This is a genomic window from Nocardioides sp. NBC_00368 (genome assembly GCF_036090055.1).
GTDB lineage: Bacteria > Actinomycetota > Actinomycetes > Propionibacteriales > Nocardioidaceae > Nocardioides.
The window spans coordinates 1,406,757-1,432,545 of the sequence record NZ_CP107970.1 but is presented as its reverse complement, the minus strand read 5'-3'; the positions used below and the strand labels follow the sequence as shown (position 1 = coordinate 1,432,545).

The 25,789-nt window shown below is 70.4% G+C and carries 24 protein-coding genes and 1 riboswitch; of the genes, 12 read left to right on the top strand and 12 right to left on the bottom strand.

Annotated features, from left to right (window positions below):
- Positions 1 to 13: 13 nt before the first annotated feature.
- From OG984_RS06855 to OG984_RS06835, 5 genes are all read left to right on the top strand, one after another.
- On the top strand, positions 14 to 1,291 hold the full coding sequence (locus OG984_RS06855; RefSeq protein WP_328530851.1) for a DUF881 domain-containing protein: 1,278 nt from the start codon (positions 14 to 16) through the stop codon (positions 1,289 to 1,291).
- 93 nt (positions 1,292 to 1,384) lie between these two features.
- Positions 1,385 to 1,771 (top strand): glycine cleavage system protein GcvH, encoded by a 387-nt coding sequence (gcvH, locus tag OG984_RS06850; protein WP_328530850.1) that lies wholly within the window; start codon positions 1,385 to 1,387, stop codon positions 1,769 to 1,771.
- Between the two features lie 125 nt (positions 1,772 to 1,896).
- On the top strand, positions 1,897 to 2,379 hold the full coding sequence (locus tag OG984_RS06845) for an FHA domain-containing protein (RefSeq protein ID WP_008359550.1): 483 nt from the start codon (positions 1,897 to 1,899) through the stop codon (positions 2,377 to 2,379).
- Positions 2,380 to 2,382: 3 nt separating this feature from the next.
- The gene (gene ftsR, locus OG984_RS06840; protein ID WP_328530849.1) at positions 2,383 to 3,135 is read left to right on the top strand and encodes a transcriptional regulator FtsR; all 753 of its coding nucleotides are present in this window, start codon (positions 2,383 to 2,385) and stop codon (positions 3,133 to 3,135) included.
- Positions 3,136 to 3,176: 41 nt separating this feature from the next.
- Complete coding sequence (locus OG984_RS06835) at positions 3,177 to 3,644, top strand: bifunctional nuclease family protein (RefSeq protein ID WP_328530848.1); 468 nt, start codon at positions 3,177 to 3,179, stop codon at positions 3,642 to 3,644.
- Positions 3,645 to 3,657: 13 nt separating this feature from the next.
- Here the strand turns inward: OG984_RS06835 and OG984_RS06830 are convergent, their stop codons facing one another.
- Entirely contained in the window at positions 3,658 to 4,494 is an 837-nt protein-coding gene (locus tag OG984_RS06830) for a helix-turn-helix transcriptional regulator (protein WP_328530847.1), read from the bottom strand.
- A gap of 172 nt (positions 4,495 to 4,666) precedes the next feature.
- On the opposite strand from OG984_RS06830, the gene OG984_RS06825 reads away from it, so the two are divergent.
- The 3 genes from OG984_RS06825 (at position 4,667) to gcvP (ending at position 9,955) form a co-directional block, all read left to right on the top strand.
- Positions 4,667 to 6,073 carry an MFS transporter gene (locus tag OG984_RS06825; RefSeq protein ID WP_328530846.1) on the top strand — a complete coding sequence of 469 codons (1,407 nt, stop codon included), beginning with the start codon at positions 4,667 to 4,669 and terminating at the stop codon, positions 6,071 to 6,073.
- Positions 6,074 to 6,218: 145 nt separating this feature from the next.
- The gene (locus OG984_RS06820; protein WP_328530845.1) at positions 6,219 to 6,836 is read left to right on the top strand and encodes a MerR family transcriptional regulator; all 618 of its coding nucleotides are present in this window, start codon (positions 6,219 to 6,221) and stop codon (positions 6,834 to 6,836) included.
- Between the two features lie 82 nt (positions 6,837 to 6,918).
- Positions 6,919 to 7,010: riboswitch (glycine riboswitch) on the top strand.
- Positions 7,011 to 7,069: 59 nt separating this feature from the next.
- Positions 7,070 to 9,955 carry an aminomethyl-transferring glycine dehydrogenase gene (gene gcvP / locus OG984_RS06815; protein ID WP_442940963.1) on the top strand — a complete coding sequence of 962 codons (2,886 nt, stop codon included), beginning with the start codon at positions 7,070 to 7,072 and terminating at the stop codon, positions 9,953 to 9,955.
- A gap of 223 nt (positions 9,956 to 10,178) precedes the next feature.
- Here gcvP and OG984_RS06810 read toward each other — a convergent pair whose 3' ends face one another.
- The 4 genes from OG984_RS06810 to pepN form a co-directional block, all read right to left on the bottom strand.
- The gene (locus OG984_RS06810) at positions 10,179 to 11,402 is read right to left on the bottom strand and encodes a hypothetical protein (RefSeq protein ID WP_328530843.1); all 1,224 of its coding nucleotides are present in this window, start codon (positions 11,400 to 11,402) and stop codon (positions 10,179 to 10,181) included.
- A 155-nt stretch (positions 11,403 to 11,557) separates the two neighbouring features.
- Positions 11,558 to 14,479, bottom strand: coding sequence for an SMC family ATPase (locus OG984_RS06805; RefSeq protein ID WP_328530842.1), 2,922 nt, complete (start codon positions 14,477 to 14,479; stop codon positions 11,558 to 11,560).
- On the bottom strand, positions 14,479 to 15,678 hold the full coding sequence (locus tag OG984_RS06800) for an exonuclease SbcCD subunit D (RefSeq protein WP_328530841.1): 1,200 nt from the start codon (positions 15,676 to 15,678) through the stop codon (positions 14,479 to 14,481). The genes OG984_RS06805 and OG984_RS06800 overlap by 1 nt, the downstream gene beginning before the upstream one ends.
- 60 nt (positions 15,679 to 15,738) lie before the next feature.
- On the bottom strand, positions 15,739 to 18,189 hold the full coding sequence (gene pepN, locus OG984_RS06795) for an aminopeptidase N (RefSeq protein WP_328530840.1): 2,451 nt from the start codon (positions 18,187 to 18,189) through the stop codon (positions 15,739 to 15,741).
- 37 nt (positions 18,190 to 18,226) lie between these two features.
- Here pepN and OG984_RS06790 point away from each other — a divergent pair, with 37 nt between their 5' ends.
- The gene (locus OG984_RS06790; RefSeq protein WP_328530839.1) at positions 18,227 to 18,664 is read left to right on the top strand and encodes an OsmC family protein; all 438 of its coding nucleotides are present in this window, start codon (positions 18,227 to 18,229) and stop codon (positions 18,662 to 18,664) included.
- A gap of 10 nt (positions 18,665 to 18,674) precedes the next feature.
- Here the strand turns inward: OG984_RS06790 and OG984_RS06785 are convergent, their stop codons facing one another.
- The gene (locus OG984_RS06785) at positions 18,675 to 19,736 is read right to left on the bottom strand and encodes an S-adenosylmethionine:tRNA ribosyltransferase-isomerase (protein ID WP_328530838.1); all 1,062 of its coding nucleotides are present in this window, start codon (positions 19,734 to 19,736) and stop codon (positions 18,675 to 18,677) included.
- Positions 19,733 to 20,431: an SDR family NAD(P)-dependent oxidoreductase gene (locus OG984_RS06780; protein ID WP_328530837.1), complete on the bottom strand. Its 699-nt coding sequence runs from the start codon at positions 20,429 to 20,431 to the stop codon at positions 19,733 to 19,735. Before OG984_RS06780 ends, OG984_RS06785 begins: the two co-directional genes overlap by 4 nt.
- A gap of 61 nt (positions 20,432 to 20,492) precedes the next feature.
- Here OG984_RS06780 and soxR point away from each other — a divergent pair, with 61 nt between their 5' ends.
- Positions 20,493 to 20,966, top strand: coding sequence for a redox-sensitive transcriptional activator SoxR (soxR, locus tag OG984_RS06775; RefSeq protein WP_328530836.1), 474 nt, complete (start codon positions 20,493 to 20,495; stop codon positions 20,964 to 20,966).
- A 119-nt stretch (positions 20,967 to 21,085) separates the two neighbouring features.
- Here the strand turns inward: soxR and OG984_RS06770 are convergent, their stop codons facing one another.
- Positions 21,086 to 21,814: a peptidylprolyl isomerase gene (locus OG984_RS06770; protein WP_328530835.1), complete on the bottom strand. Its 729-nt coding sequence runs from the start codon at positions 21,812 to 21,814 to the stop codon at positions 21,086 to 21,088.
- 186 nt (positions 21,815 to 22,000) lie between these two features.
- Between OG984_RS06770 and OG984_RS06765 the strand changes: the two genes are divergently transcribed.
- Positions 22,001 to 22,471 carry a GNAT family N-acetyltransferase gene (locus OG984_RS06765; RefSeq protein WP_328530834.1) on the top strand — a complete coding sequence of 157 codons (471 nt, stop codon included), beginning with the start codon at positions 22,001 to 22,003 and terminating at the stop codon, positions 22,469 to 22,471.
- On the opposite strand, the gene OG984_RS06760 is transcribed toward OG984_RS06765, so the two are convergent.
- The 3 genes from OG984_RS06760 to OG984_RS06750 form a co-directional block, all read right to left on the bottom strand.
- Positions 22,426 to 22,953, bottom strand: a complete 528-nt coding sequence (locus OG984_RS06760) for a MauE/DoxX family redox-associated membrane protein (protein ID WP_328530833.1) — start codon at positions 22,951 to 22,953, stop codon at positions 22,426 to 22,428. The genes OG984_RS06765 and OG984_RS06760 overlap by 46 nt on opposite strands.
- A complete protein-coding gene (locus OG984_RS06755; RefSeq protein WP_328530832.1) occupies positions 22,950 to 23,141 on the bottom strand; it encodes a hypothetical protein in 192 nt (63 codons plus the stop codon). Before OG984_RS06755 ends, OG984_RS06760 begins: the two co-directional genes overlap by 4 nt.
- Before the next feature lie 95 nt (positions 23,142 to 23,236).
- Positions 23,237 to 24,526, bottom strand: coding sequence for a CehA/McbA family metallohydrolase (locus tag OG984_RS06750; RefSeq protein ID WP_328530831.1), 1,290 nt, complete (start codon positions 24,524 to 24,526; stop codon positions 23,237 to 23,239).
- A gap of 21 nt (positions 24,527 to 24,547) precedes the next feature.
- Between OG984_RS06750 and OG984_RS06745 the strand changes: the two genes are divergently transcribed.
- Positions 24,548 to 24,688: a hypothetical protein gene (locus OG984_RS06745; RefSeq protein WP_328530830.1), complete on the top strand. Its 141-nt coding sequence runs from the start codon at positions 24,548 to 24,550 to the stop codon at positions 24,686 to 24,688.
- Here the strand turns inward: OG984_RS06745 and OG984_RS06740 are convergent.
- On the bottom strand, positions 24,664 to 25,788 hold the full coding sequence (locus OG984_RS06740; protein WP_328530829.1) for an endonuclease/exonuclease/phosphatase family protein: 1,125 nt from the start codon (positions 25,786 to 25,788) through the stop codon (positions 24,664 to 24,666). The two genes, OG984_RS06745 and OG984_RS06740, sit on opposite strands and share 25 nt — an antisense overlap.
- Between the last annotated feature and the right edge of the window lies 1 nt (position 25,789).

Below are 25,789 nucleotides of genomic sequence, written 5' to 3'. Positions count from 1 at the left end.
GAGGAGGCCGCCGGTGAAGCGGACCGCCGCCAAGCGGACCCCTGCGAAGAAGGCTCCGGCGAAGAAGCCCGCCACGCCGGCGGAGGAGACCGCCACCGAGGACGTCACCACGCCCGAGGCCTCGGACGTCGGTACGCAGCCTGCTGAGCAGGCATCCGAGGAGCCTGTCGAGGCGACCGATGCTGCCGAGACTGAGGAGCCGTCGGACACGGAGGTGGCCGAGGAGTCCGAGGAGGCTGTGGCCGATGAGGCTGTCGACTCCGAGGAGCCGGACGAGTCCACTGACGAAGCTGACGACGTCGAGTCTGGCGAGCCGGTCGAGCCCGTAGAGCCCGTAGAGCCCGTAGAGCCGGTCGACTTCGTCGAGCCTGCTGATCCAGCGGCCGAGGAGGTCGAGGAGGCAGAGGAGTCTGCCGAGCCCGACGAGGTCGAGGATGCGGCTGGAGACGAGCAGACCGAGCCGACCGAGCAGCTCGAACACGACGACGTGGCCGCCGGTGCCGTGGAGCTGCCGAAGGCTGAGAAGGCTGAGAAGGCCGATGAGCCTGATGAGTCCGACGAGCCGGAGGAAGAGCCGGCGCCGCTGGTAGGCCGGGCACGCCTTTTCGACGCGCTGACCCACTTCCGGCGCGGCCAGGTGGCCGTCGCGGTGCTGCTCTGCGTACTCGGCTACGCCGCCGTGGTGCAGGTCCAGACGAACACCGAGGACTCGACCTACGCCGGTCTGCGCGAGCAGGAGCTGATCGACATCCTCTCCGGCCTGGCCGGCACGACGCAGAAGGCGCAGGAGCAGATCGAGGAGCTCGAGGCGACCCGCGACGAGCTCGAGGACCAGACCCTCCAGCAGCAGACCGCCCTGCAGCGGGCCGAGGAGCAGGTCGACACGCTCCGGGTCATCGCCGGGACGGTGCCGGTCAGCGGGCCGGGGATCACGATCGAGATCGACCCCGGCGCCGACCCGCTGCGCCTGACCGCTCTCCTCGACCTGATCGAGGAGCTGCGTACCAGCGGTGCCGAGGCGATGGAGATCGAGGGGGCCGACGGCGAGGCCGTACGCCTGGTCGCGTCGTCCTCGATCGAGGTCAGCCAGCCCGGTGCCGGCCTCAACGTCGGCGGCGAGCTGATCAGCCCTCCGTACCGCCTCAAGGTGATCGGTCCGCCCGACACGCTGGCAGGTGCGATCGACTTCTACCAGGGCCCGCAGGACCAGCTCGAGGAGCAGGGCGCGGAGGTAAAGGTCGAGTCGGAGGAGAAGATCGACATCGAGTCGATTCACACCGTGTCCCGCTGACCGTTTCGTCGGTGGGGCGCAGTAGGGTTTCGTCAACCGGCTCGCGGGACGATCTTCCGTAGCCAGACCAGTACGCCTGATGAGGAGATGCCCGTGTACCCCGAGGACCTGAAGTACACCAGCGAGCACGAGTGGCTGCGCAACCCTGGCGAGACCGAGGGCTCCGTACGGATCGGGATCACCAACTACGCCCAGGACGCCCTCGGCGACATCGTCTACGTCTCGATGCCCTCGGTCGGTGACACGATCAAGGCCGGCGAGAGCTGCGGCGAGCTGGAGTCGACCAAGTCGGTCAGCGACATCTACGCGCCGATCTCGGGCGAGGTCGTCGCGGTCAACGGCTCGCTCGACGCGACGCCCGAGCTGGTCAACGACGACCCCTACGGCGGAGGCTGGCTCTTCGAGGTCACCCCGGCCGATCCTGCCGAGCTGGAGAGCCTCCTCGACGCCGCGGCGTACGAGGCATCCCTCGACGCCTAGGACTCTGCGCTAAGAATCGGCGCAGCCCAACCGAACACCTGGGCCGACCTGATAGGTTGCGGATACATCCCTCAATGTGAACTTGAGGGTGTGTGCCCGGCCCTCGATGAACCTGGAGCTACAAAATGTCCGTGTGCCCCGCTTGCGGCAGCCAGAACCCCGACGAAGCGCGGTTCTGCTCGCAGTGTGGCGTAAGCCTGACCGGGACCGACCAGACCTCGACGATTCAGCTCGGGGCTGACGCCGACACCTCCGACCGGGTGCTCAGCCCGATCGAGGCGGCCACCGTCGAGGCGCTGCCGCGGGGCAACGGGATGCTCGTCGTGCAGCGTGGTCCCGGGGCCGGAAGCCGTTTCCTGCTCGACCAGGACACCGTCGTCGCGGGTCGTCACCCGGACAGCGACATCTTCCTCGACGACGTCACCGTCTCGCGTCGCCACGCCGAGTTCAAGCGCACCGGCGACACATTCGAGGTCTCCGACGTCGGCAGCCTCAACGGCACGTACGTCAACCGTGACCGCATCGAGAACGTCGTCCTCAAGGACGGCGACGAGGTGCAGGTCGGCAAGTTCCGGCTCGTCTTCTACGCCGGGCACGAAGGGGCGTAGCCGATGGCCGCCGCCGCGATGCCTGACCCTCAACGGCCGGCTAGCGACTCGGGGGAGCGGCTCAACATTGGGCAGGTCCTGGACCAGCTGCGTCCGGACTTTCCCACGGTCACCATCCCGAAGATCCGGTTTCTCGAGGACAAGGGACTGATCAAGCCGGAGCGCACTCCCGCGGGTTACCGCAAGTTCTCCCGCCGCGACGTCGAGCGGCTGCGCTACGTCCTGCGGATGCAGCGCGACCACTACCTGCCGCTCAAGGTCATCGGCGAGCACCTCGACGCGATCGACCGCGGCCTCGAGCCGCCGGCGATCGAGCCGACCGTGCCCACCGTCCCGACGGTCGCCCTCACGCCCGACGGCGCGCCGGGGGCGGAGTCGTTCCGGCGCACGGACCACATGCGGATCTCGCGACGCGAGCTCCTCAAGATCGCCGAGGTCGACGACTCGTTGCTGACCGAGCTGGAGAAGATGGCGCTGGTGGTGCCGCTGCGCAGCGGTCACTACGACACCGACGCCCTGGCGATCGCGCGCACGGCCAAGGAGCTGGCCGAGTTCGGCATCGAGCCCCGTCACCTGCGTGGCATGAAGGCCGCAGCCGACCGCGAGGTCGGGCTGATCGAGCAGATCGTGGCGCCGCTGCGACGCCCGGGCAACGCCGGAGCACAGGGCCGCGCCGAGGAGATCGGCAGCGAGATCGCCTCCCTGGCGGTCCGTCTGCACGCCACCTTGGTGAAGTCCGGACTGCGCGCCCGCTGACCGGGCTGCTGTCGTGCCCTGGAGACGGGTAGGGTGGACGTATGCGCGAGGTCGATGTGCTCGGAGTCCGAGTGGAGATGCCCTCCAACCAGCCGATCGTGCTGCTGCGCGAGGTGGCGGGTGAGCGATACCTGCCCATCTGGATCGGCGCGGTGGAGGCGACCGCGATCGCCTTCGCCCAGCAGGGTGTGGTGCCGCCGCGGCCGTTGACCCACGACCTGCTCAAGGATGTCGTGGAGGCGACCGGCAACGAGCTGACCGAGGTGCAGATCACATCGGTCACCGACCGCGTCTTCTACGCCAACCTGGTCTTCGCCTCGGGCGTCGAGGTGAGCGCGCGACCCTCGGACTCGATCGCGCTGGCGCTGCGTACCGGGACCAAGATCGTGGTCGCCGACGAGGTCCTTGACGCGGCCGGGCTCGCCGTCCCGGCCGAGCAGGAGGACGAGATCGAGAAGTTCCGCGAGTTCCTCGACGAGATCACTCCCGAGGACTTCGAGTCCCACTGAGGACGCGGCTGGATCAGTCGTCCAGCGCGAGCATCGCCTTCTCGTCGATCGTGTCGGCCTCAGCCTGGTAGACGATCATGCGCTGGCCGCCGGTGCGGGCCAACCTCATCACCTCGTAGGTCAGCGTCATCCGGCCGACCCGCGGGTGCTCGAACGTCTTGGTGCCACCGCTGCGCTCGCACACGTCGTAGCGTTCCCAGATCTCGGCGAACTCGGGTGACTTGAGCAGCAGCTCGCCGACGAGAGCCGCCAGGCGGGGCGAGTCGACGTCGGTGCCGCCCACGGCACGCAGGTTGGCGACCGAGCTCGACACGGTCTCGTGCCACGGGTCCAGCAGGTGTCGCCCGACCGGGTCGAGGAAGAGGTAGCGGGTGAGGTTCCGGTGCTCGCGGGGACCGTCCCACAGCCCCGGGTAGAGCCGCCGGGCCGGACGGTTGGCCGCCAGGATGTCGTTGTGCCGGCTGAACACGAAGGCCGGCAGCGGCCGCAAGGTCTCGAGCATGACGAGGACCGAGGGACGTACGGTCGTGTCGGTCGTCGCGCGCGGCTCGCTGAAGCGTCCCGAGGCGACCTCGGCGAGCTCGTGCAGCCGCTGGTGGGCATCGCCGGTCAGGCGGAGCGTACGTGCCAGCGAGTCCAGCACGGCCGCCGACGGGTTCGTCTCCCGGCCACGTTCCAGGCGGGTGTAGTAGTCGACGGACACTCCGGCAAGGGCAGCCAGCTCCTCGCGGCGCAGCCCAGGCGTACGCCGCACGCCCGTGCCGGCGGGCAGCCCGGCCTCCTCCGGGGTCACCCGTGCCCTGCGGGCGCGCAGGTAGCGCCCGAGCTCCGTCGCAGCCATCTCACTCATCCTCACCAGTGTGCCTCAGGGCAGGCTCGCGTGAGGGGCCGTGTCATACCCACCCCTGGCAGCACCCCGGCGCCGCGCGGTCTGCCTCATCCGCCGGCGCGCGACCAGACTCTTCGGTGATGCGGGCGGCCACACTCCGAGCCGCCCGCACGCCGACCGGAGGAGGAACCCGATGACCGTGCTTGCCGCCGACGCATCGAGCGGAGGTAGGGCGGCCGCGCGGCCGGGGAGCGTCCGGGCGCTGCTCGCGGCACTCCTGGGCTTCACCGTGATCACCGTCGACGTCTCCGCGGTGAACATCGCGCTGCCCTATCTCCACCGGGACCTCGGTGGCGGGATGACCGGTCTGCAATGGGTCGTGGACGCGTACACGTTGATGTTCGCCGCGCTGATGCTCTCCGCGGGCGCGGTGACCGACCGGTTCGGTCCGGTGCGGGCCTACACGCTGGGGGTGGTCCTCTTCACGGCCGCCTCCCTGGCCTGCGCGGCCGCCCCGGTGATGCCCGTGCTGATCGCGGCGCGGGTGCTTCAGGGCGCCGCGGCAGCGCTGGTGATGCCGGCCTCGCTGGCGCTGGTCAGGGTGGCGTACGACGACGCGCGGGCCCGAGCGCACGCGATCGCGGTGTGGACCATCGGTGGGTCGGCGGCGATGGCCTTGGGGCCGGTGGCCGGGGGACTGCTGAGCGAGTACGCCGGCTGGCGCTGGGTCTTCCTGGTCAACGTGCCGATCGGGGTGCTCATCGTGGTCCTGCTGGCAGGCCTGCGGATCCGGTCGGTGCGTCACCGGGCCCCGCTCGACCTCCCGGGCCAGGTGCTCGCCGTGGTGGCGCTGTCCGCGCTGACGTACGCCGTGATCGAGGCCGGCCACGCCGGCTGGCACTCGGGAGCGCTGGTCGCGGGGGTGACGTCGGTAGGGGCGGCACTCGCGTTCGTCCTGGTCGAGCGCCGCTCGCCGGCACCGGTGCTGCCGCTCGGCCTGATCGCTCGCGGGAGAGTGGCGGTCACGCTGGTCTCCGGGTTCGGAGTGAACTTCGGGTTCTACGGCGGGGTCTTCCTGCTCGGCCTCTACTACCAGCAGGTGCGGGGATGGACCGGTGCCGAGGCGGGGCTGATGTTCGTCGTCCCGGCGGCGCTGACCACCTGCGCGAACGTGGTGGCACCGCGCCTCGCGACGGTCATCGGGCGGCGGCCGCTGATCGTCGGTGGCCAGCTGATCCTCGCGGTGGGGATGCTCGTCCTGCTCCCGGTCACGGAGACCACCCCGGTCTGGCTGGTGCTCGTCCTGCTCGTCCCGCTCGCCACCGGTGGTGCCCTGGCCATCACCGTCGTCACCGCCGACCTGATCGACGCCGTCGAGCCCACGCGGGTGGGCGTCGCGACCGGTGCGCTCAGCACGTTCCGACAGACGGGAGGCGCGATCTCGGTCGCGGTGTTCGGGGGACTGGGTGCCGGTGCGAGCGGGGTCCTCACCCTGCCCGGGATGCGGGCGTGCCTTCTCGTCGGAGCCGTCGTGCTGGCGCTGACCGCTCTGATCGCGACCGGCAGCGGTCGAAAGCCTCATTCTCAACATGAGGGTTAGGCTGGGCGACACGCCGGAGGGGGTTCTTTGACCAGGGACCTTGCGGCGCTTACCTTGTAGTTGTCTCTGTTGTAACTCCAACGGTGTGGTCCCCCCGCCGCAGCCGTTCATTCCCCGAGCGGAGTTACGCACAACGGAGTAGACGATGGAGGACATCGTGTTCGACCACGAGCAGAAGCCCGGCCACGGCGCCGACGACGCGCAACGCGCGGCGGAGCAGGCCGACGAGCAGGGCCTTCTCTTCACCGACGATGTCTCGCCACTGCCGAGCGACACCGGCTACCGCGGTCCGACGGCCTGCAACGCGGCCGGGATCAGCTACCGCCAGCTGGACTACTGGGCACGCACCGGCCTCGTCGAGCCGAGCGTGCGCGGCGCCACCGGCTCCGGCACCCAGCGGCTCTACTCCTTCCGCGACATCCTGATCCTCAAGGTCATCAAGCGACTCCTCGACGCCGGCATCTCGCTGCAGCAGATCCGTGCCGCGGTGCACCACCTGCGTGAGCGGGGCACCGATGACCTGACCCGCGTCACCCTGATGAGCGACGGCGCCTCGGTCTACGAGTGCACCAGCAACGACGAGGTCATCGACCTGCTCCAGGGCGGGCAGGGCGTCTTCGGCATCGCCATCGGCGGTGTCTGGCGCGAGATCGAGGGGACCCTCTCCGAGCTGCCCAGCGAGCGTACCGCCGAGGACGGCGAGCAGGTCGCCTCGGCGTCCGACGAGCTGGCCGCCCGCCGCGCCGCCCGCAACGCCGGGTGACCTAGGACTCATTCGAAACAGGGCCTCGAGGTCCCGCAGAGGCGGGACCTCGAGGCCCTGTCGTTTATGCTGGGGGTGCTGACCATCCCGCACGGGAGAGCCCCAACTCGTTGGGGCGCCGAAGGGGCAATTCCTCCCCGGAAACTCTCAGGCACCCACGACTGTGCGGACCAGGCAACTCTGAAGCGGCGAAGGCGCGGTGACAGAGGGGGAGGGCTTACGAGTTGTCTTAGATGCCCTCAGGAGCCACTGTGTCCGACACGCCCACCTTGTCCGAGCTCGATGCCGCCTCCCCGTTCGTGGAGCGCCACGTCGGGCTCTCGGCCGCCGACGAGGCGACCATGCTCGCGCGGCTCGGCTACGACTCGGTAGCAGCGATGATGGACGCGGCCGTCCCGGCCGGGATCCGTTCCGTCGAGTCGCTGGACCTGCCCGCCGCGCTGAGCGAGGCGCAGGTCGCGTCGCTCGCCCGCGAGATCGCCGCGTCCAACAAGCCCGGCGAGGCGATGATCGGGCTGGGCTACCACGCCACCGTGACGCCGCCGGTGATCCGCCGCAACGTGCTCGAGGACCCGAGCTGGTACACCGCCTACACGCCCTACCAGCCCGAGATCTCCCAGGGTCGCCTCGAGGCGCTGATCAACTTCCAGACGATGGTCGGTGACCTGGCCGGCCTTCCGGTGGCCAACTCGTCGCTCCTGGACGAGGGCACCGCAGCCGCCGAGGCGCTGGCGCTGGTGCACCGGGCCAACCGGAAGGGTTCCGGACCGTTCGTGATCGACGCCGACGCGTTGCCGCAGTCGATCGAGGTCGTCAAGGTGCGCGCCGAGGCGATGGGCCTCGAGGTCGTCGTGGCCGATCTCTCCCAGGGCCTTCCCGAGGGCGACGTGATCGGCGTGCTGGTGCAGTACCCCGGCGCCTCCGGCCGTGTGCCCGACCTGAAGCCGATCATCGACGCGGCCCACGAGCGCGGCGCGCTCGCCGTGGTTGCAGCCGACCTGCTCGCGCTGACCGTCCTGGAGGCGCCCGGCACGCTCGGCGCCGACGTCGTCGTCGGCTCGACCCAGCGCTTCGGCATCCCGCTCTTCTACGGCGGCCCGCACGCCGGCTACATGGCCGTCCACGAGGGGATCGAGCGTCACCTGCCCGGTCGCCTGGTCGGCGTCTCCGTGGATGCCGAGGGGCGGCCTGCGTACCGGCTCGCCCTGCAGACCCGTGAGCAGCACATCCGCCGGGAGAAGGCGACCTCCAACATCTGCACCGCGCAGGTGCTGCTGGCCGTCGGTGCTTCGATGTACGCCGTCTACCACGGCCCCGCCGGGCTCAAGACGATCGCGACCCGCACCCATCGCTACGCCGCCGTGCTGGCCGCCGCGCTCCGCTCGGCCGGGCTTCAGCTGGTCTCGGAGACGTTCTTCGACACCCTGGGCGTCACCGTGCCCGGGCGGGCGGCCGATGTCGTCACCGCTGCGCGTCGGTTCGGCGTACATCTGCGTCTCGTGGACGCGGACACCGTCGGCATCTCGACCTCCGAGGCGACCACGCGGTCGACCCTCTCGGCCGTGCTCAACGCCTTCGGCATCTCGGGCGTGGACCTCGAGGAGATCGACCGCACCACGGCCAGTGCGCTGCCCGACGGCCTGGTCCGCACCACCGACTACCTCACCCACGAGGTCTTCAACGCGCACCACAGCGAGACCCAGATGCTGCGTTACCTGCACAAGCTCTCCGCGCGCGACTACGCCCTCGACAAGGGCATGATCCCGCTCGGCTCGTGCACGATGAAGCTCAACGCGACCACCGAGATGGAGCCGATCTCGCTGCCCGGCTTCGCCGACCTGCACCCGTTCGTCCCCGCCGAGGACGCCGCCGGCTACGCGCGGCTCGTCGGTGAGCTGGAGGGCTGGCTGGCCGAGGTGACCGGCTACGACGAGGTCTCCATCCAGCCGAACGCCGGCTCGCAGGGCGAGTTCGCCGGCCTGATGGCGATCCGCGGCTACCTCGACGCCCAGGGCCAGGGCCACCGCGACATCTGCCTGATGCCGTCCTCGGCCCACGGCACCAACGCCGCCTCCGCCGCGATGGCCGGCATGAAGGTCCAGGTCGTGAAGTCGGCCGAGGACGGCACCGTCGACCTGGACGACCTGCGCGCGAAGCTGGCCGACCACGGCGAGAAGGTGGCCGCGATCATGGTGACCTACCCCTCGACCCACGGGGTCTACGAGGAGGGCATCACCGAGGTCTGCTCCCTGGTGCACGAGGCCGGTGGTCAGGTCTACATCGACGGCGCCAACTTCAACGCGCTGCTGGGCTACGCGAAGCCGGGCGAGTTCGGCGGCGACGTCTCCCACCTCAACCTGCACAAGACCTTCTGCATCCCGCACGGCGGTGGTGGCCCAGGTGTCGGTCCGGTCGCGGTCCGCTCGCACCTGGCTCCCTACCTGCCGTCGCACTCGCTGCACCCGGACGCCTCGAAGCGCTCGGGCATCGGCGCGATCTCGGCCGCTCCGTACGGCTCGGCCGGCATCCTGCCGATCTCGTGGGCTTACATCCGGCTGATGGGCGCGGAGGGTCTGACCCGGGCGACGTCGGCTGCGGTGCTGTCGGCCAACTACGTCGCCGCCCGTCTCAACGAGCACTTCCCGGTGCTCTACCGCGGCGAGACCGGCCTGGTCGCGCACGAGTGCATCCTCGACCTGCGGCCGATGACCAAGGAGACCGGCGTCACCGTCGAGGACGTCGCCAAGCGACTCATCGACTATGGCTTCCACGCGCCGACGATGTCCTTCCCGGTCGCCGGCACGCTCATGGTCGAGCCCACCGAGTCCGAGGACCTCGCCGAGCTCGACCGGTTCATCGACGCGATGATCGCGATCAAGGGCGAGGTCGACCGTGTCGCCTCGGGGGAGTGGACCGCCGAGACCTCGGTCCTGCGCGGTGCCCCGCACACCTCGCGTGCCCTCGTCGGCGAGTGGGACCGTCCGTACACCCGCGAGGAGGCTGTCTTCCCCGGCGGCATCGACCCTGACAAGTACTGGCCGCCCGTCGCCCGTATCGACAACACCTACGGCGACCGCAACCTGGTCTGCTCCTGCCCGCCGGTGGAGTCCGAGGTGTAGGTTCCGAGCTTGCTCGGAACCTACAACCCGAGGAGGTCGAGCGAGCCCCGCCGGTGAGCTGGCGAACCGGCGACGGGCGGGTCGAGACCCAGTCGTCGGCGTGTGGACCTCCCGCCGAGTCGGCTGGTCCTGACCTAAATGCCTGCCGAGTCGGCGCGTCAGAACGCGCCGACTCGGCGTGGTTTTACGTCAGGATGAGCCGACTCGGCCGTGTTTTCGGCGGTCAGCTGAGGGTCATGACGGGCTCGCCGTTGGCGTTGAGCCCGGTGCCGTGGGTGCACGTGCCGGACCTCGGCGCGCCACCGTTGTAGGCCTGGCGCAGGCAGTTGCGCAGAGCGAGTTGGCCCCAGTAGTTGGGGTGCAGGCTCTCCTGGATGTAGTAGTTGCCGCTGGCGGTGGAGACGGTGCGGATCTGGTTGACCCATTCGGTCCGATCGACCGCACCGGAGGCTCGCCAGCTCGAGAGCCCCTTCTCCTCGAGCAGGCCCACGGTGTTCTCGCACAGCCTGCGGCCGGCGAAGGCGCCGGTGACGTCGACCTTCTTGATGTTGGTCAGCCCGGAGTCGGTCGCCGCACCCGAGATCGCGTTGTTGATGGTCGGCAGGATGGTGTTGTACGCGTAGTCGGCATCGGCATTCCAGAAGCCGCAGCCACCGGTGTTCTGACGGGTGTAGCCGGACTCGCTGTAGCGGTAGACCGAGGAGGTCGCGAGCGGCGAGGGCACGTTCTGGACGATCAGGGTCCAGGCGCCGTCGGCGTAGCCCGCGTTGCGCATGGCGGTGCGTACATTCCCGAATGCGGTGGCGATCCGGGCGCGCACCGCGGCGACGTTGCCGGCCGCCATCGCGTTGGTGACGACCGCGTCGTCCTTGCAGTAGTCCTTGCTCCAGGACGGCGAGAGCAGGAAGTTCTGCACGCACTGGGTGACGATGGCGGCGAAGTTGAAGTCGTTGCCGCCGATACCGATCGTCACCGCCTTGACGTTGTGGGTCGCGGCGAAGCTCTGCAGCATGAGGGCCTGTCCCTGGTTGCCGCCGCTGGAGTAGAAGTCGATGCCGGGCTTGAAGTAGCCCTCACTCGTCGTGGTCGTGGCGACCTTTGCCCCGGAGCAGGCCAGGTTGAGTCCGTTCACGCCACCGCCGAGGTACGCCTCGGCGGCCGTGCTGCGGTGGCAGCGGTTGATCGTCTCGGCGGTGTGGGTGGCGTTGTCGAAGTACGTCGCGCTGCCGCCCGCATCGATCAGCGACTCGCCGGAGTTGCTGTTGCCGGCCCAGCGTCCGGCCTCGCCGGAGACGTAGCTGTCACCCACGGTGACGATCCACGGCGTGCCGCTGCCGGGGCCGTCGGCGTGGGCCGGGGAGGCCATCAACGTCGTCACGGAGAGCAGGGACGCTGGTAGGAGAAGGGTCGCGGCGACCTGGGCGACACGGGTGCTGAGACGTGGCACGGAAACCTCCGGTTGGTCTGGGACGGCTTCCGCGGCGCGGAGCCGCCTCAGGCTAGTGACGTACGTCACGCCGGGGAATGGCTGGGAGGTAATACCTGTCGGGACGAAGGTTAATTTTTCGGCGATGCCGTCGAGCGACCTGAGTTCTTCCGGTGTCAGGTGCCGAGAACCTGAAGCGTGGATCCCTCACGACCCTTGGTCACCGCCAGCTGGGTGGGGATGCGCTCGCGCATCTCGGTGACGTGGCTGACCACGCCGATGATGCGGCCGCCCTCGCGGAGGGTGTCGAGGACGTCGAGCACGTCGTCGAGGGTGTCCGCGTCGAGGGAGCCGAAGCCCTCGTCGACGAAGAGGGTGTCGAGCATCTGGCCGCCGGCCTCGTTCATGATCACGTCGGCCAGGCCGAGGGCCAGGGCGAGCGAGACGACGAAGGTCTCGCCGCCCGACAGGGTGGCGGGGTCCCTGGACTCGCCGGACCAGTCGTCGCGGACCATCAGCGCCAGGCCGCCGCGGCGGTCGCCGGCGCCCTTGGCCGCCGAGTGCTCCAAGGCGTAGCGCTGGTCGCTCATCTTCGCCAGCCGCTCGTTGGCCGCGGCGACGACCTGGGTGAGGCGATAGGCGACGACGTAGGCCGACAGGCTCATCTGGAGCTGGTTGTCGCTGCTCTTCCCCTCGGCGAAGGCGGCGATCCGGGCCGCGACCTCGAGGTCCTCGCGCACGGGCGCCCACGTCGAGAGCGCGCGGGTCAGGTCGCGTTGCAGCGAGTCGAGGCGAGCGGCGCGGTTGGCGGCCGTGTCGGCCGCCGAGCGCGCCGCGTCGGCGGCGTCAGCGGCCTTGCGATGGGCGAGGGAGAGCGCCTGCAGGTCGGGCTCGTCGGTGGCCAGGATCTCGGCGGCACCAGGCGAGTCGAGGGTCGCGCGTGCGGCCGCCAGGCTGTCGGCGTACGTCTTGATCTGGCTGTTGAGCGCTGCGACCCGTTCGGGAGGGAGCGCGGCGGCGAGGGCGCTCGCGGGGCTGTCGAAGCCTGCCCGGACCGCGGTGGCGGTGAGCGTGCGCTCGGCCCCGGCGAGCGCTTCGGCGGCACGCGTGGCGGCCTCGAGACGCTCGAGCGCGGTGGCTGCCGTGCGGTGGTCGCGGTCGAGAGCGGTGAGCAGGGCGTCGAGATCCGAGTGCTCGTCGCGGACATCGCGCAGCTGCTCCTCGAGACGCTCGCGCTCCTCGGTGAGGTGCCGCAGCGTGGTCTCGAGCTCGGCGGCGCGGGTCTCGAGATCGGCGCGGAGCGCGACCGAGCGCTCCCGGGCCTGCTCGGCGGAGGTGAGCTCGGCGCGGAGGCCGGCCTCCCGGGCAGCCGTACGCTCCAGGCCGGCGAGGCGCTCGGTCATCGACTCGGCAGGCTCGTCGGTCTCACCAGAGGCTTCCTGGGCGAGCTGGAGGCGCGTGGTGAGGTCGCGCACGTGCTGGTCACGGGCGTGCTCCTCGGCGCTGGCGTTGTCGTAGACCGTCTGAGCGCTCTTCTCCGCCGCGGCGTCCGGGGCGCCGTCGGCAGGAGATGCCTTGTGCGGGTGCTCGTGGGAGCCGCACACCGGGCAGTCCGCACCGACCGCAAGGGCGCCGGCGAGCTCGGCCGCGATGCCGTCGAGCCTGGCCTGGCGTACGTCGAGATAGTGGGTGCGCGCCTCCATGGCAGCTGTCCTGGCCGACTCGTGCCGGGCTCGGGCATCGGCGAGCTCCCGCGTCAGGCGGCCGACCTCGGTGACGGCCGCGACCTGAGCGCGGAGCACCGGGATCGCCGCGGCTGCCTCGGTGGCCGCAGCGAGGTCGGCAGCGAGGGCCTCGGTCCGCTGCGGCAGCTGTTCGGCGATCCGTGCTTGTTCCTGAGTCTGGGCGACCACGCGGTCTCGTTGCGCGCCGGTGTCCGCGAGCTCGCGGGTGACCTCGCCGAGCCGCCGCTGGACCGGCACGAGGGCGCGAGCCTGGGCCAGGCGCGCCGAGATCCGGTCGACGGCTGCCTTGGCATCGCTCAGGCTCAGGTCGCTCGGCGCCAGCGCGGACGTCTTCTCGTGCTCGCGTCGCGCCTGGTCGGCGAGCTCGCTGACCCCGGCCACCGCCTCGGCGCGCTGGGCGGCCTCGACGCGGCGCAGCCGCTCGTCGTGCTCCTCGGCCGTGGCCACGAGACGGCTCTCGGCCGCCGCGGCCGCTCGGAGACCGCGCTGCTTCTCGGCCATCGCACGGGCGGCGTCGAGGGCGGTGAGGGTCTCCGACTCGGCGGCCAGGGCCTCCATCGCGGCGCCCGAGGTGACGGCCTGCGCCTCGGTGGCCTCCTCGGTGAGGGTGCGGGCCCAGGCGGCGATGGCTCCGTCGCCAGCCGGGAGGCCGAGGTCGTGGACGTCCCAGTCGTCGGGAAGCGTCACCGCCGCTGTCTCGCTGATCCGGCTGACCACCTCGGCGACCCCGGCGTTGAGCTCCTCTGACCGGCGCCGGAGCTCGACACGGCGCTCACGCAGCCAGCGCTCGACGTCGGCGAAGCGCTCGGTGCGGAAGAGCCGCTCCAACAGCCGCTTGCGCTCCTCGGCGCTGGAGCGGAGGAAGGCCTGGAAGCGGCCCTGGGGAAGCATCGCGACCTGCACGAACTGGGTGAGCGTCATGCCGAGGAGGTCGGAGACCAGATGGCCGGCCTCGTCGAGGCGATTGGTGAGGGTGCGCCACTCCTCGCCGACCAGCTCCATGAGCACGACGGACGCCTGCTGCGTCGTGGTGCCGGCACCACGACGCTTGGGGCGCTCCCACGACGGTGAGCGGGTGATCCGGAAGCGCCGCTGGGCGAGCGTCGCGTCGAGGACGACACGCGTGGCGACCTCGACGGGGGCCCGGTCGCTGCGCAGCCGCTTCGCGACCGAACGGTCGCCGGGAACGTCGCCGTAGAGCGCGAAGCAGACGGCGTCGAGGACGCTGGTCTTGCCGGCGCCGGTGGCACCGGAGAGCAGGAAGAGCCCCGCTTCGGAGAGCTGGTCGAAGTCGACGGTCACCGTGCCCGTGAACGGGCCGAACGCGGTGACCTCCAGGTGGTGGAGGCGCATCAGAAGAGCACCTCGAGCCACTCCTCTTCCTCGGCCGCGCCGCCGGCCGAGTTGAGGGTGTCGACCTCGGGGTCCTCGCAGCAGGCGTCGACGGCGGTCTGCAGCAGCGCCAGCTCGGCCTTGGCCGCGGGCTCGCCGCGCAGCTCGGTCACGAACTCGGTGACCAGGTCGATGTCGCGCCGCGGTCGGGACGGGTCGGGCCGGGACAGCGCGCCCAGGACCGGGGCGGTGGACTCGAAGCCAAGCACGAGGGTGTGCGGGAACCGACGCCGCAACCGCTCCATGGCCTGGGCCGGGCGGATCCGGTCGGTCAGGGTGATCTGCAGCCACGACTGCTCGTGCGCCTCGTGGCGCGGGTCGCTCAGCAGCTCCTCGAGCGTCCCGCGCAACCTGGCCAGAGTGCGCGGCACCGGCGCCTCCACGAACTCGCTGGCGACGAACCCGGACTCGTCGAGATCGATGAGCCAGGAGCCCTTGAGATGGTTGGACTCGGAGAAGGAGTAGGCCAGCGGAGAGCCGCTGTAGCGGACGGTGTCGGTGATCGTGTGACGCCCGTGGAGGTGGCCGAGGGCGGCGTAGGAGATGTCCTCGAAGAGGCTGGCCGGCACCATCGAGACACCACCGACGGAGATGTCGCGCTCGGAGTCGGAGGGCTCCGCACCGGTGACGAAGGCATGGGCCATCACCACGCTGCGGGCACCTCGGCGGTCGAGGTCGGCGCGGACCCGCCGCATCGCCTCGCCGAGGGCCGCCTGGTGGGAGCGGGACTCCAGGCCCCAGGACGCCCGGGTGGCGTCGGGATCCAGATAGGGGAGACCGTAGAAGGCCACCTCGCCGTGCTCGTCGGGGAGCATCACCGGGCGGCCGACCCCGGCCAGGTCGGTGCGGATGAAGATGCCGGCGGCGTCGATCAGCTCGGAGCCGAAACCCAGCCGCTGGGCGGAGTCGTGGTTGCCGCTGGTGATGACGACCTTGGCACGCGAGGCGGCCAGACGGGCGAGCGCCTCCGAGGCCAGCCGCACGGCGTCGACCTGCGGAAGCGCGCGGTCGTAGACATCGCCCGAGACGCACACCACGTCGACCTCTGCCTGCTCCACCACGGAGAGGAGATGGTCGACGTACGCCGCCTGGTGCCCGAGCATGCCCTCCCGATGGAAGGACCGGCCCAGGTGCCAGTCGGAGGTGTGCAGGATCCGCATGAAACGAAAACTATCGGTGAGCACGGACACTCTTGCCGCCGACTCACCGCGACGCCTCGGCTACGCGGGATAGGTCACCTTCACGGCCAGCTGGCGCTGCAGGTTGTCGGCGGCGTCGGAGACCCGGCGGCGTACGCCCGGGTCCAGATCCAGCTGGACGACCGCCCGCGCGGCAGCGAGGGTCTCCTCGGTCACCGACCCGCTGGGGAAGAACGCCTCGGCGGCCTCGGCCAGGCTCCAGCCCGAGCGCTTCTCGGCGGTGGCGGGAAGCTCGGCGAAGTAGCGCTCGACATAGCCCGCGGTGAGCTCCGAAGGGCCGGTCCAGAACGCCCGCCCGGCGGCCAGGATGTCGTAGTTGGGCAGGTCTGTCTCGCCGGTGAACACCGACCAGCCGTACGCCTTCGCCTCCGCGTCGGGGATGCTGACCAGGGCGCCGTTGAGGTGGATGCGGGCATCGTTGGCCGGTTCGGCGTCGTAGGCCGCCTGCAGCTCCTCACGAGAGGCGAAGCCGTTCTCGGCGAGCTTGGCGAGGATGCGCCAGCGCAGGTCGAGGTCGGTCTCGATGCCGGCCGGGGGAGCGGCCAGCCACTCGCGCAGCAGCGACTCGGAGGTGGCCGAGCGGATCGCGGTGCGGTAGGCCGACAGCTGCAGCTCCGACCCGGGCGCGACCTCCTCCAGCTTGCGGAGAGCGGCCTCGTGGAGCCGCTCGCGGGCGCCGGCGGGTGCCAGCGGCACCACCGAGCCGAAGAGCCACGGCATGGTGCGGCGCGGGGTGTCCTCGAGGTCCTCGATCGGCAGCGACGCCTCGGCGATGTCGATGACGTCGGCCGGGTCGACCGCGGCGTTGAACCAGGCACTGCGCAGGTTGTTCCACACCCCTGCACGCAGGCCGCCGTCGGTGACCTCCGGGAGCGCCGCCTTCAGCGCCTGGACCGTCTCCCAGTCGGGGATCGCCGAGGCCCAGGTGTCGTCGTAGGGGTCGAGCACGACGGCGTTGGCGGCGACCTGGAGCGGCGTCTGGTCGCCGGTCACGGTGATCTCCGAGGTGGTCCACTGCGTCCCGTTGAGGATCGCCGCGCGGAAGGTGTGGGAGCGGTCGGCGGGGTGCAGCGACGGAGCGGTGCGGTTGACGACCATCTTCGCCGGGTTCCACGAGAGCGTGTCCGGGCCGGCGGTGAGCAGCCACTGGGAGGTGAAGGCGTCGAGGTCGAAGTCGACACCCGCCGCGGCCGCAGCGGAGTCCCAGGACGCGAACAGGTCGTGCATGGTCGCGTTGCCGAACCGGTGCCGGGTGAAGTGGTCGATGGCGCCGGCGAAGAAGACGTCGTCGCCCAGCGATGCGGCGAGCTGGCGCAGGATCGCTGAGCCCTTGGAGTAGGAGATCCCGTCGAAGTTCTGCAGCGCGGAGACCGCGTCCTCGGCGCCGTTGCCGGCGACCGAGTGGGTCGAGCCACGCTGGTCGGCGGTGAGTCCCCACTGGCGGCGGGCGTAGGACATGTCGGCCCAGGCGTCGTCGTACTGGGTCACGTCGGCGGTCACCCGGTTGCCCATGTATTCGGCGAACGACTCGTTGAGCCACAGGTCGTCCCACCACTGCGGGGTGACCAGGTCGCCGAACCACTGGTGGGCCATCTCGTGGGCGACCGTGGTGGCGCGCTGGATCCGCATGCCGCGGGTGACCCGGGAGGTGAAGACGAGCGGGTCGCGGAAGGTCACGCAGCCCGGGTTCTCCATCGCGCCGGCGTTGAACTCCGGGACGAACGCCTGGTGGTAGTTGCCGAACGGGTAGCGGATGCCGAAGAGCCGGTGGAACTCGTCGAAGCACTGCTTGGTGAGGGTGAAGAGCTCCTCGGCGTCCTTGTCGAGGTCGGGGGCGATGCTCTGCCGCGAGCTCAGCGACAGCGGGATCCCGTCGTGCTCGTCGTGGATCATGTGCCACGGCCCGGCGACGAGCGTGACGAAGTACGTCGAGAGCGGCTGGCTCCGCTCGAACTCCCACTCGCCCGGCGAGGTCTGGGTGCCGGGCGCGTTGCCGATCACCGTCCAGTCCTGGGGCGCGGTCACGTGGAAGGTGTAGGGCGCCTTCAGGTCGGGCTGGTCGAAGCAGGCGAAGATCGTCGGGGCGGCGTCCATGAAGCACATCCCGTAGACGTAGGCGCGCCCGTCGGCCGGATCGACGCTGCGGTGCAGCCCCTCGCCGTCGTTGCGGAAGGGCATGGTCGCCTCGACGACGAGCTCGTTGGCACCCTCCTGCGTGGTGATCGGGAGGCGTCCCTTGGCGAGCGTGGCCGGGTCGACCGGGCTGCCGTTGAGCGTGATCCGCGCGACCGAGACCGGTTTCAGGTCGACGAACGTCGGCCCGCCCTTCGAGGTGAACCGGATCGTCGTCACCGAACCGAAGGTCTCCTCGCTGGAGGCCAGGTCGAGACGTACGTCGTAGTCCTCGATCTTCAGTAGACCGGCGCGGGCGGTGGCCTCGTCGCGGCGCAGGGGCAGGCTCTGGGTGCTCACGTCGCACAGGCTAACGGGCAGGTGGCACTCTTACCCCATGACTTCTGATGCGGCAGACCAGCGCTCGGTATCCCTGGAGAAGATCGGCGAGCACCGCTTCCGTGCCACCAACGCGCGCGGAGGCACCGTGGTGATCGGCCACGGCGACGACCCCGACTTCACCCCGGTCGAGCTGCTCCTCGCGGCCCTGGCCGGCTGCAGCGCTCTGGACGTCGACTTCATCACCGGGAAGCGCTCCCCGATGGAGACCTTCGAGGCCCTCGCCGCGGCCACGAAGATCCGCGACGAGCAGGGCAACCGCCTGGTCGACATCTCGGTCACCTTCGACATCACCTTCCCCGAGGGTGAGGCCGGCGACGCTGCCCGCACCGTCCTCCCGGACGCGATCAAGAAGTCCGAGACCCGGCTGTGCACCGTCGGCCGCACCGTCGCCGTCGGCACCCCCGTGAGCTACGGCGAGGGCGCCCTGTCCTGACCCTCGGCGCTCAGGGGAGCAGGAGGGCGGAGTCGCCGAACTCGTGCCACAGGTAGCCCTCGCCGACAGCGGCGTCGTAGGCCGCCTGGGTGAGCTCGGGACCGGCGACCGCCTCGACGAGCAGCAGGTGGCTGGCCTGTGGGTCGTGCCAGCCGGTGATCAGCCCGTTGACGACGTACGGCGGGTTGGCGGGCGTGATCACGCGGTCCGTCCAGCCGCTCGCCGCCTGCACCGCACCGGTCGCCGGGACGACCGCCGACTCCAGCGCCCGGGTGACGGTGGTGCCGGCCGCGACGATCCGGCCACCGGCGTACCTGGTCTGCTCGACCAGCCGGGCCGTGGTCGCGGAGACCTCGAACCACTCCGCGCCCGGGGCCTCGCCGGCCTCCTGCGAGGAGACGCCGGTGTGCAGGGTGACCGGGGCGATCTGGATGCCGCGGGTGACCAGCTCGGTGACCAGCGGATGGGTGAACGGGCGGGCGGCCGAGGGCATCTCCGCGCTCCCGGGACGGTGCCCGAAGACCGTCTGATAGGCGTCGAGCGGGTAGCGCCGGTCCAGATAGCCGTACGCGATCGGTCGGCCGGACCGCTCGAGCTCGGCAGTCACGTCGCCGGTGACCTCCGCGCGCCAGAGCCGGTTGCCCTCTCCTGTGGGTGAGGACGGGCGGCCGTCGGGGTAGGGCTCGAGCAGGGTGACCCGGAGCCCCGCGCTCACGACGACGTCGCCCTCGGTCGCGTCGAGCACGGACCGTGAGGCGTCCGGTGCGGAGCGGATCTCGACGGCCCAGCCGGTGTCGAGGCGCTGGGCGAGGTGGAGGACGACCCGGCCACGCCCGACCATGTCGGCATCCAGCTGTCGCGCCTCGGTCACCGAGTCGTTGACCACGAGCAGGTCGCCGGGGGAGAGGTGGTCGGCAAGGTTGCGGAACCGGGCATGTCGCACGCCGCCCGGCGTCGCCACGAGCAGGCGCACGCCGTCGCGCTCGAGGCCGCGCCACTCCGCGGGCGCTGGGGCGGTCGTCTCCTCGGGGAAGGGGAACGTGGTGGTCGGGCGTTCGGCGAGCATGGTCATCGGGTTGCTCCCATCGGTGCGAGATCGGCGGCGCGGTAGCGCCCTGTGGGCTGAGTGCCCGCAAGCAGTGCGAGCAGGTGCGGAACGACCGATTCCGGGAGCGGTCGGTCGGAGATGTCCTCGCCGGGGAAGGCGGCCTGGTGCATCGCGGTGCGCATGTCGCCCGGGTCGACGGCATAGGCACGGATGCCGTTCTCGTCACCGAGGGTGAGGACGAGGTGGTCGAGGGCGGCCTTGCTCGCTGCGTACGTTCCCCAGGTCGGGTAGTGCTCGACCGCCGCGTCGCTGGAGATGCCGACGAGGGTGCCGCGCGAGGCGATCAGGTAGGGGAGGAGTCGCTGGGTGAGCGCGAGCGGGGCCAGCAGGTTCGTCTCGAGCACGCTGGAGAAGAGGCTCTCGGGGACCTCGGCGAGAGGAAGCATCGGGCCGAGCTCGCTGGCGTTGTGCACGAGCAGGTCCAGACGCCCGTGCCGCGCGACGGCGGCGGCGATCGCGTCCTGATGATCCCCGTCGCGTACGTCGCCGGCCAAGGTGGTCACCCGGTCGCTGTCCGGGAGCGAGGTGTGGAGGCGGTCGGCGTCGCGGGCGTCGGTGACGACGTTCCAGCCCTTGTCGAGGAGCGCCGTGGTGAGAGCGAGCCCGAGCCCGGCGGAGCCGCCGGTGACGACGGCTACTTCGTTGTGTGATCTGTTCATGCTGGCTAGCATTCAACCTAAAGTGAACTTGAGATCAAGGCCTGTGACAGAAAAGAGTGAGATGAACACCCACGACCTGCTCACGATGGGCGAGGTGACGCGGCGCAGTGGTTACGCGGCGTCCGCGGTCCGCTACTACGAGAGCCAGGGGCTGATCCAGGCCGAGCGGTCAGCCGGGGGACAGCGTACGTTCGAGCGCAGCGTCCTGCGCCGCCTCGCCTTCATCCGGGCAGCTGCCAACGTCGGGCTGTCGCTGGACGAGATCAAGGCGGAGCTCGACTGCCTGCCGGGGGACCGCACGCCCACCAAGGCCGACTGGGCCCGGATGTCGAAGCACTGGCGCCGGCGCCTCGAGGAGCAGATCCACGCCCTCGAGCGCCTGCGCGACAACCTCGACTCCTGCATCGGCTGCGGCTGCCTCTCGCTCCAGCGCTGCCGCATCTCCAACCCCGGCGACGCCGCGGCCGCGCAGAGCGCCGGCGCTGCGTACCTCCCGAAGGTCCTGCGCCGCGACCCACCCCGCCGCCGCGCGTGACCCCGCCGAATCAGCAGAAATGGCGGGCCGACAATGCAGTTGTGGGCGACGAAACTGTCGTTTCGTCGCCCACGGCCACCGATTCGGCACGCCAGAAGTGCGGATTCGGCGAAGGGTGATCAGTCGACGGTGATCGTCTCGAACTCGACCGGCGTCTTGGGAGCGCCGGTGCCGTCGGCGCCGGCCTCGGCCACACCGGCCTCGCCGACCTCCTGGAGGGTCTTGATGCCAGCCTCGTCGAGGGTGCCGAAGACGGTGTAGGCGGGCGGGAGCTGGGTGTCGCCGAAGACCATGAAGAACTGGCTGCCGCCGGAGTTGGGCTGGCCGGTGTTGGCCATGGCGAGCGTGCCGGCGGGGAAGGTGTCGCTGTCCTCGAACTCGTCGGGGATGGTGTAGCCCGGACCGCCGGTGCCCTGGCCGGTCGGGTCGCCGCACTGCAGCAGCGCGAAGCCGGGGTTGTTGCCGAGGCGGTGGCAGCTGGTGCCGTCGTAGTAGTCCTGCGAGGCCAGCGAGAGGAACGAGTTGACGGTGCAGGGCGCCTTGTCGGCGTCGAGGGTGACCGCGAGCGGGCCGACGGAGGTGTTGATGGTGGCGGCGACCTTGCCGGTGTACTGCGCGGTCTCGTCGGGCGCGTCCACCTCCTTCGAGGCACCCATCGGGTCCTCGGCGTAGTCACAGCTGGTGGAGCCGGCCTTCACGATCGACTTCCAGTCGCTCGACTCGCTCGACTTCGGGCCCTTGCTCTCCTGAGCGTCACCCGAGCCCCCGGAGCCGCCGGAGGAGCCACAGGCGGAGAGCGTCAGGAGCAGGGCAGCGGCCGCAGCGGCCGGAAGCATACGAGTCAGCATGCCCAGATGCTAGGGGAGCCGTCCGAATCCTCACTCGACCGACCCCGGATGGCGATGCCGCCGACATCCGTCGCCAGCATCGGAGCCGCGCACTATCGCACAGGATGGTTGCCAGCCGCGATACTGCACCAGCCTCGTCGCACCCCACGACGCCACGACAGGGGAGGACTCGGCTAGCCTCCAGCCGTGCCACTGCTCTCACTGCGTTTCGAGCTCGACGACCTGACCCGCCCCGAGGTGATCCGGATCCTCGAGGAGCATCTGGAGGACATGTACGCCGTGACGCCGGCCGAGTCGGTGCACGCGCTCGACCTCGAGGCGCTGAAGGTGCCCGAGATCGCGTTCTGGTCTGCCTGGGAGGGCACCGAGCTCGTCGGCTGCGGCGCGTTGAAGTCGCTGGGCGAGGGCGACTACGAGCTCAAGTCGATGCGCACCACGGCCGCCGCCCGTGGCCGTGGCATCGCGACCGCGATGCTGCGTCACCTCATCGAGCAGGCCAGGTCACAGGGCGCTCGCCGGGTGCTCCTCGAGACCGGGACCGAAGGCTTCTACGAGCCCGCCCGGCGCCTGTACGCGGGCAACGGCTTCACCGAGCGTCCGCCCTTCGGCAGCTACGTGCTCGACCCCAACTCGGTCTTCTTCGAGCTCGCGCTGTAGTCCTCCACGGACGGAGTGCCCCGTCGGAACAGCAGGTCGTCGAGGGCGAGCTTGGTGCGGCGTACGAGGATCAGATAGACCGCGATCGCGAGCCAGCCCAGATCGCGGAAGGTGTCGGCGAGGTAGGTGGGGTCCGCCGAGGCGCCGCCACCGCCGAAGCAGCCGCAGTCGATGTTGAGCCCACGCGCCCAGGCCGAGGTGATCCCGAGGATGAACGAGCACAGGCCGAGCGCCGTCGCCACCGCCGCCGTCCGGGTGAACAGGCCGAGGATGAGCAGCACGCCGAGCACGATCTCGGCGATCGGCATCGCGATGGCGTACGCAGGAGCCAGCTGCCACGGCAGCAGCTGGTAGCCACGCACCGCCTGCTCGGTGATCCCTGGCTCGGGCAGCTTGGCGAGCCCGGCGGCCAGGAACACGAAGCCGAGGTAGAGGCGGCCGGCGAGGCCGATCCAGCCCAGCAGATCTGCGCGGGTCCTCATGAGAGCACCACCCAGGACGTGCGCAGCACCCCGAGGACGACGAATGCCGCCACGACCGCGTAGCCGGTCCACAGCAGCGGCGCGTAGGAGACCTCGTCTCGGATCTCGCGCCGCACGAACCACACCCCGAGCACCAGCACGGCCACGGAGACCGCGACCAGCCCGATGACGTACCACACCTCGTTCACCTCGCCAGCGTGCCACAGTCGAGGCCCACAACCACCGCCCGGACGCCCACCTTCAGCGCATCTTCAGACTGCGGACGTCCTTCTCAGGAAACAGCTCAGGGTTGCAGCCACCACGGGCTGGTGTAGGCGATACCGAGGTCGTTGCACGGATGGCCCTCCGGCCCGGGCGTGGCGTTGGGCTGGGACGGGTCGCTGACCCGCAGCAGCACCCAGTCGCCGTCGTCGAAGGAGACCGGAACGGTCACCGAGACGGGGTCGCCGACCCGGAACGCCACGACGTCCGCGACCACCGGCACCGACGGCCCGGGACGCAGCACCTGCAGGTGGAGCTCGCGCCCGACCCACTCCTCGTCACGAGCCAGATCGAGGGCGAACCGCATGTCGCCGCCGCGTCCGGGGATCACCGAGCCCATCCGGTGCTCCACGCCGTTCAGCCGAGCCACCGCGTCGACCCGGAGCCCGGAGGTGCGGGTGGCGAAGAACCGCCGTGCGCGCATCGCCTCGAAGACACCGGTGCGGTCGTGGGAGGCGACCCACAGCCCGGTGCGCCCCTTGCCCTCCGGATGGCCCCAGTCGGTGCCGTGCTCGTCGGTGACACCACTGATCCCGGTGCGCCAGCCGGCGTTGAGACACTGACACAGGGGAGAGGTCTTGCCGTCGGCATAGCCTTCGAAGAGGTAGTCGTCGCCGCGGTTGAACATCTCCAGGGACACCATGCGCTCCCGCGCCCGGGCGTCGAAGCGGAACTCCTGGAACCGGAACGGCTCGCGCCCGGGATGGTTGAACCCGGCGATCCCGTCCGATCCGCCATCGATCAGCGGCGTAGAGGGAGAGCGCATCAGCCAGTCGAAGAACGGGCGCATAGCGCCGACGTCGACGATGTCGGTGAAGTGCTCGCTTCCCCACACGTTGATATGACCCAACAACGGTTCGGACCACTCGAAGCCGCGGATGGCGGTGAAGGTGCCGTCGGCGTTGGCTGCGTCGGCCAGCTCGCGCGTGCGGGCCCAGTCCGAACGGGTGATCCCGCCGATCTGCTTGTACGCCGGCGGCAGCAGCCCCGCGAGCGCGTCACCGAGGATGTTGTCGGAGACGGTGGCGTGATCGGTGAGCGCCGCGACGTCCAGCCCGGCGCTCCGCATCGAGTCGAAGGCGAGGTCCGGGTCGCCGGAGCCGTCGGACATCAGCGTGTGGTTGTGCAGGTCGGCGTGGACCAGCGTGGTCCCGTGCGAGAGCCGCGACGTCCGGCTGGCGCCCACACCGGGCCGAGCGGTCGCCGAGGCCGCCGCTCTGGTGAACGCCGACGACATCGACGACATCGACGCCAGCAGCAGGCCGGCTCCCGCCGCCCCCAGCGCCGTACGCCGCGTGAGTGGCCCGCTCATCGCCCGCAGAGGCGCCTGCTGGTGTCCGTGCTGGTGTCCGTGCTGGTGTCCGTGCTGGTGTCCGTGCTGGTGTCCGTGTCCGAGGCACATGGCCCCTATTTCACGCAGATCCTGGCGGCGTACGAGGGGCTTTCAGATCACAGGTCGGTGAAGTCGGCGTAGAGACACGCGTGGTCGGAGGCCGCGTGCTGCTCCGCGGTGAGCGTCGGGAAGAGGTCCCACGGGTCCTTGGTGCGGGGCCCGTGCCAGACGCCCTTGCGGAAGACGCCGCCGCCGGTCTGCTTCGCGCGCAGCGCGGGGGAGAGGAGCAGGTAGTCGATCTTGTCGTCCTCGTTGCCGGAACCGTACGTTCCACGGCGGTGGTTCCAGTCCCAGTGCTCGTGCTCGCTGGCGTCGACGAGCCCGTCGACGGAGAGCAGGGGCTTCAGGGACTCGCTGGTGGGGGAGTCGTTGAGGTCACCGGCGACGCAGATGTGCTCGATGCCCTCCTCGAGCAGCCCGCGGTAGATCTCCGCGACCCGCGCCGCCTGCCGGCCGCGTCGCTTGGCGCCCTGCGGATCTCCCTTCTCCGAGTAGCCCTTGGACTTGAAGTGGTTGGCCAGCACGACGATCCGCACGCCGCTGGGAGCGTCGAGGTGGTACTCGCAGCAGTCCCGCGAGAAGATCACACCCTCCTCGTCGCGGTCGAAGATGTGCGTGCGCATCTGCACGAGGCGATAGCCGTCGCCGACCATCACACCGACATCGATGCCGCGCTCGTCGTTGCCCTCGACGACCATCACCTGCTCGTACGCCTCGGCGCCGACCTCCGGCAGGAGGGTCTGGGAGAACATGTGCAGGCCCGGCCGGTCGTCGGCCTCGACGACCACCGCGACCTCGGCCCGCAGCTCGGCGAAGACGCGCGCGATGTTCTCCGTGGCGACCTCGTCGACGGCGGTGGTCTTGAGCTCGACGAACCCGACCCAGTCGTTGCGTCCCTTCGCGACCAGCTGCACGTCGCCCGATCGCGGCCGTTTCAGCAGCGCGCCGCGCAGCTTCCGCAGCCGTGCGAACCGGGCCTCGTCGCTCCTCAACAGTCCGAGCTTCTCGAGGTTCTCCAGGATCTCCTGCTCATCCCCCTCGTAGCTGGGCTGGGCGAGAAGAGTGGAGACGCGGGCGTGGGCGGCCAGGATCGTGCGTCGCGTCGTGGCATCGGCCGCGTCGGTGTCCATCGCCTTCGGCCGGGCGAAGAGGTTCTCGACATTGAACGATGCGAGCCGCATA

Excerpts from the sequence above, each read along its gene's own strand:
- OG984_RS06805 (WP_328530842.1), bottom strand. The coding sequence starts at position 14,479 with ATGCGCCTCCACCACCTGGAGGTCACCGCGTTCGGCCCGTTCACGGGC.
- OG984_RS06760 (WP_328530833.1), bottom strand. The coding sequence starts at position 22,953 with ATGAGGACCCGCGCAGATCTGCTGGGCTGGATCGGCCTCGCCGGCCGC.
- gcvP (WP_442940963.1), top strand. The coding sequence starts at position 7,070 with ATGCCCTCAGGAGCCACTGTGTCCGACACGCCCACCTTGTCCGAGCTC.
- soxR (WP_328530836.1), top strand. The coding sequence starts at position 20,493 with ATGAACACCCACGACCTGCTCACGATGGGCGAGGTGACGCGGCGCAGT.
- ftsR (WP_328530849.1), top strand. The coding sequence starts at position 2,383 with ATGGCCGCCGCCGCGATGCCTGACCCTCAACGGCCGGCTAGCGACTCG.
- OG984_RS06820 (WP_328530845.1), top strand. The coding sequence starts at position 6,219 with ATGGAGGACATCGTGTTCGACCACGAGCAGAAGCCCGGCCACGGCGCC.
- OG984_RS06835 (WP_328530848.1), top strand. The coding sequence starts at position 3,177 with ATGCGCGAGGTCGATGTGCTCGGAGTCCGAGTGGAGATGCCCTCCAAC.
- OG984_RS06845 (WP_008359550.1), top strand. The coding sequence starts at position 1,897 with ATGTCCGTGTGCCCCGCTTGCGGCAGCCAGAACCCCGACGAAGCGCGG.
- OG984_RS06740 (WP_328530829.1), bottom strand. The coding sequence starts at position 25,788 with ATGCGGCTCGCATCGTTCAATGTCGAGAACCTCTTCGCCCGGCCGAAG.
- OG984_RS06830 (WP_328530847.1), bottom strand. The coding sequence starts at position 4,494 with ATGAGTGAGATGGCTGCGACGGAGCTCGGGCGCTACCTGCGCGCCCGC.
- OG984_RS06800 (WP_328530841.1), bottom strand. The coding sequence starts at position 15,678 with ATGCGGATCCTGCACACCTCCGACTGGCACCTGGGCCGGTCCTTCCAT.
- OG984_RS06785 (WP_328530838.1), bottom strand. The coding sequence starts at position 19,736 with ATGACCATGCTCGCCGAACGCCCGACCACCACGTTCCCCTTCCCCGAG.
- OG984_RS06780 (WP_328530837.1), bottom strand. The coding sequence starts at position 20,431 with ATGAACAGATCACACAACGAAGTAGCCGTCGTCACCGGCGGCTCCGCC.
- OG984_RS06790 (WP_328530839.1), top strand. The coding sequence starts at position 18,227 with ATGACTTCTGATGCGGCAGACCAGCGCTCGGTATCCCTGGAGAAGATC.
- OG984_RS06825 (WP_328530846.1), top strand. The coding sequence starts at position 4,667 with ATGACCGTGCTTGCCGCCGACGCATCGAGCGGAGGTAGGGCGGCCGCG.
- OG984_RS06770 (WP_328530835.1), bottom strand. The coding sequence starts at position 21,814 with ATGCTGACTCGTATGCTTCCGGCCGCTGCGGCCGCTGCCCTGCTCCTG.
- OG984_RS06750 (WP_328530831.1), bottom strand. The coding sequence starts at position 24,526 with ATGAGCGGGCCACTCACGCGGCGTACGGCGCTGGGGGCGGCGGGAGCC.